6 protein-coding genes and 1 pseudogene are annotated in these 4,124 nt (G+C 40.1%); 6 read left to right on the forward strand and 1 reads right to left on the reverse strand.

Annotation, left to right across the window (positions count from 1 at the left end; genetic code table 11):
* Positions 1 to 94: 94 nt before the first annotated feature.
* Positions 95 to 814 (reverse strand): XRE family transcriptional regulator, encoded by a 720-nt coding sequence (locus tag ACG9ZL_RS20710; RefSeq protein WP_419361711.1) that lies wholly within the window; start codon positions 812 to 814, stop codon positions 95 to 97.
* Positions 815 to 936: 122 nt separating this feature from the next.
* Here ACG9ZL_RS20710 and ACG9ZL_RS20715 point away from each other — a divergent pair, with 122 nt between their 5' ends.
* The 6 genes and pseudogenes from ACG9ZL_RS20715 to ACG9ZL_RS20740 form a co-directional block, all read left to right on the forward strand.
* A complete protein-coding gene (locus ACG9ZL_RS20715) occupies positions 937 to 1,164 on the forward strand; it encodes a YdaS family helix-turn-helix protein (RefSeq protein WP_419361713.1) in 228 nt (75 codons plus the stop codon).
* 9 nt (positions 1,165 to 1,173) lie between these two features.
* Positions 1,174 to 1,449, forward strand: a complete 276-nt coding sequence (locus ACG9ZL_RS20720; RefSeq protein WP_419361715.1) for a hypothetical protein — start codon at positions 1,174 to 1,176, stop codon at positions 1,447 to 1,449.
* A 40-nt stretch (positions 1,450 to 1,489) separates the two neighbouring features.
* Positions 1,490 to 1,684, forward strand: a complete 195-nt coding sequence (locus ACG9ZL_RS20725; protein ID WP_419361718.1) for a hypothetical protein — start codon at positions 1,490 to 1,492, stop codon at positions 1,682 to 1,684.
* Entirely contained in the window at positions 1,681 to 2,541 is an 861-nt protein-coding gene (locus tag ACG9ZL_RS20730) for a DNA-binding protein (RefSeq protein WP_287839018.1), read from the forward strand. Before ACG9ZL_RS20725 ends, ACG9ZL_RS20730 begins: the two co-directional genes overlap by 4 nt.
* Positions 2,538 to 3,902, forward strand: a complete 1,365-nt coding sequence (locus tag ACG9ZL_RS20735) for a replicative DNA helicase (protein ID WP_419361722.1) — start codon at positions 2,538 to 2,540, stop codon at positions 3,900 to 3,902. The genes ACG9ZL_RS20730 and ACG9ZL_RS20735 overlap by 4 nt, the downstream gene beginning before the upstream one ends.
* A pseudogene (locus ACG9ZL_RS20740) lies at positions 3,899 to 4,124 on the forward strand (hypothetical protein); the annotation flags it as partial. The gene ACG9ZL_RS20735 and the pseudogene ACG9ZL_RS20740, both read left to right, overlap by 4 nt.

The following is a 4,124-nucleotide window of genomic DNA, read 5'->3' on the forward strand; positions in this document are numbered from 1 at the left end:
TTTTTATAATGTACAGTTTTTTCTTTTGTAACAGTTTTACTCATTAATTTTCTCCACCCGATCAATTCTAAAGGACTGCGTCGGGTTCGCAGTTTTACCATCTCTCTAAAACAGACCAGTTCCACACCCAACCAATCATGTTTATATCGTTTTCAACTTCTTCAGCGGTGATATGTTCATCTTCATAGTCTTTGTTATGACTTCTGATAATCAAACCACCATCGGGCTTAGGTATTAAATATTTAACACGCAATAATTGACCATGACGGAAGGCGTAAATTTTGCCCTCTCGAATTTCTTTTTTACCTAGATCCACAGCAATCATTGATCCAGCTCGAATCAAGTCTTCCATGCTGTCACCAACTAATGTCATGCAGATCGATTGGGTTTGTGAAGCACCGCTTGCATAAGCGGCAGTCTTTCCATATTTAATTCGTCTACGGCCGTCATCATGCTGCTCAAATGATCCACACCCACCAGTAAGCTCTACGTCTTTGTAGTATGGAACTTCAAATTCATCATCATCTAATGGGGTGTCGTTATCCCAAAACTCAACTCCACGGAATTTAACATCCGCTATGGGTTGTCCGTCTCTTGGTTTACCTGGGATTGCTTCGCCATTTCCATTTTTTAACCAATCAACATCAACACCTAGAAATTTTGCTATCTCAGGTAGATATGCTGATTTTTTAGTCTTTCCAGCCTCTAAAGCTTGATATGTAGGCTGTTTTATACCAGCTGCATCTGCTACATCACCTTGTGTTTTATCAGCTCTTAATCGAGCTTCTTTTAGTCGGTCAGCCAAAGTTCTCATAAAGAAAATCCTTAATTTGACTCCTATTTTATAGTTGCGACTATAAATATTCAAACAGTTAAAACTGTTGACAATTAATAGTTAAAACTATAAATTAACTGTAAAGCATAGGAGTTCAATAGATGAATATTGAATTAATTAATTTATATAAATGTGTTGTTGATCATTTTGGCTCTCAAACCCTTACCGCTCAAGCACTTGACCTTGAGCAGCCATCAGTTTGGGCTTGGGTTAATGGAAAAGCAAAAATGTCATCTGAAACAGCACTACTTGTTCAAGAAAAAACGGATGGAAAATTTAAATATAAAGATTTATTTCCGTCTCGAAAGAAGAGCCAACAAGCAGCATAGGAACAACTCATGACAAGACGCAAACCAAAAAAGGATGCATCTATCACTATCCACATGCCAACAGACCACAAAGAACAATTGTCGTCTTTGGCTGAAATGCTTCGAGCAGGACAGGGTGCTAGTGAATATGTATACGAAAACTTAATCAAACCTCATCTCCAACAGTTGAAAGCTGAGACCAAGATTAAACAACGGATCTTTGGATTGACAGAGAACCATAAAAACGATGAACAGTTCACAGATTTATCAGGTCGGAACGATCTGACAGACAATAAAAAAGCCTGATGGTCAAGATCAGGCTTCATATATTCAAAACGAGGTAGAAATGAATATGAAAACAAATTTAGCACATGAACCACCAGAGCTGCAAGCAACCTATCAAGAAAGAATGATTGAGCAAAAAATCAGACTTCTTGAAAGTGCGCTCAAAGCAAATATGGAAAAGCCTTGTTTAGACAATGCCATGGGTGTTGCCAAAGCACGTTATGACCTTTTTGATTTTCTGCGAGGTGCTGTGTGAACACATCAATCTCAATGATTAAGCTGATTGAGGCTATGAACGATCAACCAATTGCGTTTAACAAACACTATGTTTTTATCGGGTGTGGAATTAATGGCGCACTAATGCTGTCGCAATTGGTGTACTGGACCGCACGTACCAAAAATTCTGATGGTTGGATTTACAAGACCCAACATGACTGGACTATGGAAACTGGTCTAACTCGAAAAGAGCAGGAGAATGCCCGTAAAAGACTGAAAGACCTTGGATTTTTAAAGGAAAATAAACGAGGTGTACCTTGCAAGGTTTACTTCAAAGTTGAGCGTGAAAATCTATACAAAGCATTAATAGAATACTCTGAAAGCCTTGATTTATCACAGTATGCACCAAACGGGCAATCTAGTCTGAACGAAACGGGCGAACTAGTTGGCACGAAACGTACCAACAGTGTTGCACCAAACGGGCAATCTATTACAGAGAATACAACAGAGAATACTACAGATATTTATTTAGGCGCATCCGCACCTAAAGCACAAAAATTCTCTGCTAAAAAATTCTTATCTCAAAATGGAGTTTCAGAAGAAACAGCTCAAGAGTTTATTGATCTGAAAAACAAGAAACGTAAAACCATCACAGAACGCGCTTTGAAAATCATTTTCAATCAGGCAAGCGAAGCACAACTTTCAAATGAGCGTGTGTTCCAGATCATCGTTTTGCGTGGCTGGGAATCTTTCAAGGCAACTTGGGCATGGCATGAAAGCAATGCTGAGCTTGAACAACTTGAAAAACCTAAACTGGTTCAACCTGAACAACCACAGCAAGCACCAAGCACAGAATTCAAAGGCGTACGCAAATCATTCAAGGGGATGGACCAATGATTGAATTATTTTCTATCCCTGTTGAACAAGCGATTTTGTCTACCGTGATCGGTACCGAGCAAGGCATGGATGAGTACATCGAGCAGATTGATTCGTGTGATTTCTACGCAGCTCAACACCAAATTATTTGGTCTCATGTGAAATCGCAGTTTGCGAAAGGCGAAGCGTATGACCAAGTGATGCTTTGGGAGTTGATTCGCGCCAATGCAATTGAAGTCAAAGCGGTTGATGAGAAATTCATACTCAACTTGATGGGTTGTTACTGCCCTCATTCGCTTTTACCAACACACCTTAAAAAACTCAAAGATTTTGCAACTCGCAGGAAAATTCAGGATGTAAGTAAGCAAATCGACACTTTGGCGTTGGATATGGTTTCGTACACATCGGAAACCGCTTTAAATCGCGCACAGGCTCTCGTCAGTGGCTTAGAAACAGGTTCGGTGGACAATCGCCTTAAACATGCCCATGAATTCTCTAAGGACGCAATTAAGGAGTTTTTAGAGCGACATACAGCTTTGCATAACAACACGGCATTTGATGGTGGTATTCGTACTGGCTTCTGTGAGTTGGATAACAAGCTGGGTGAAGTTGGCAAAGGTGATTTAGTCATTATCGGTGCACGCCCAAGCATGGGTAAAACCACACTCGCTCAGAACTTTGCAGCAGACATGATGGTCAATCAAGGTTTGCCAGTGTTGTTTGTTTCAATCGAGATGTCAGGCAAGCAGATTGCACAGCGGATGATTAGTGGAATTGGTCAGATTGAATTGCGGAAAGTTTTAAGTGGTAAGGCTCAAATTGAGGACTGCGGAAAGATTAATACTGCTGCAATGATCTTAGAAAAAGCACCTTTGATGATTGATGACAATGCTCGTTCAACGACTTCAACGATCCGTAGATCAGCACGAAAAGTACAAGCTGAATATGGAAAAGTCGGTGCGATATTTGTTGATTATATCCAGCGTGTAACTCCACTCACTAAAAACAATTATGGTCGCTCTGACAAAGATATTGGTGAGATTTCAGGGGAATTGAAAAAGATTGCTCGTGATTTTGAATGTCCAGTATTTGCTTTAGCTCAATTGAATCGAAACCTTGAAAACAGACCAAATAAACGACCTGTAAACGCTGATTTAAAAGAGTCAGGCGATTTAGAGCAGGATGCAGACATCATCATGTTTATCTATCGTGATGAGGTTTACAACAAGGAATCTAAGGAGGCTGGAACAGCTGAAATCATTATTGGTAAAGCACGTAATGGGTCAACAGGTACGGTTCGATTGGCAACCGACTTAGCTCGCTCAACATTTGCAGATTTAAGTCCTGAATATTACGCAATGATGCAAGGGGAGTTGGTATGAGAACGGGAACCAATAGCGAATCCCTTTACATCAAAGATCGTTCAGCTTGGGATTTGTCAGAATTCTTAAGCAGTGGTGGTCAGATCGAACATGTGCCTTATGGTGTTTCAAAAGAGGTTAAGCAGGAGTTCAATAAATCAAATGCTCAATCGCACATGAAACAGATTATGGGCGCAGCAATTGTAGAGGCTAAGGCTAAGAAAGAATTAAAACCTAAGCGAA

The organism is Acinetobacter legionensis, assembly GCF_048551735.1.
In the GTDB taxonomy this organism is placed as follows: domain Bacteria; phylum Pseudomonadota; class Gammaproteobacteria; order Pseudomonadales; family Moraxellaceae; genus Acinetobacter.

Bases quoted from the DNA above. Each gene is read 5' to 3' on its own strand.
- ACG9ZL_RS20715 (WP_419361713.1), top strand. From the start codon at position 937: ATGAATATTGAATTAATTAATTTATATAAATGTGTTGTTGATCATTTT.
- ACG9ZL_RS20720 (WP_419361715.1), top strand. From the start codon at position 1,174: ATGACAAGACGCAAACCAAAAAAGGATGCATCTATCACTATCCACATG.
- ACG9ZL_RS20735 (WP_419361722.1), top strand. From the start codon at position 2,538: ATGATTGAATTATTTTCTATCCCTGTTGAACAAGCGATTTTGTCTACC.
- ACG9ZL_RS20710 (WP_419361711.1), bottom strand. From the start codon at position 814: ATGAGAACTTTGGCTGACCGACTAAAAGAAGCTCGATTAAGAGCTGAT.
- ACG9ZL_RS20725 (WP_419361718.1), top strand. From the start codon at position 1,490: ATGAATATGAAAACAAATTTAGCACATGAACCACCAGAGCTGCAAGCA.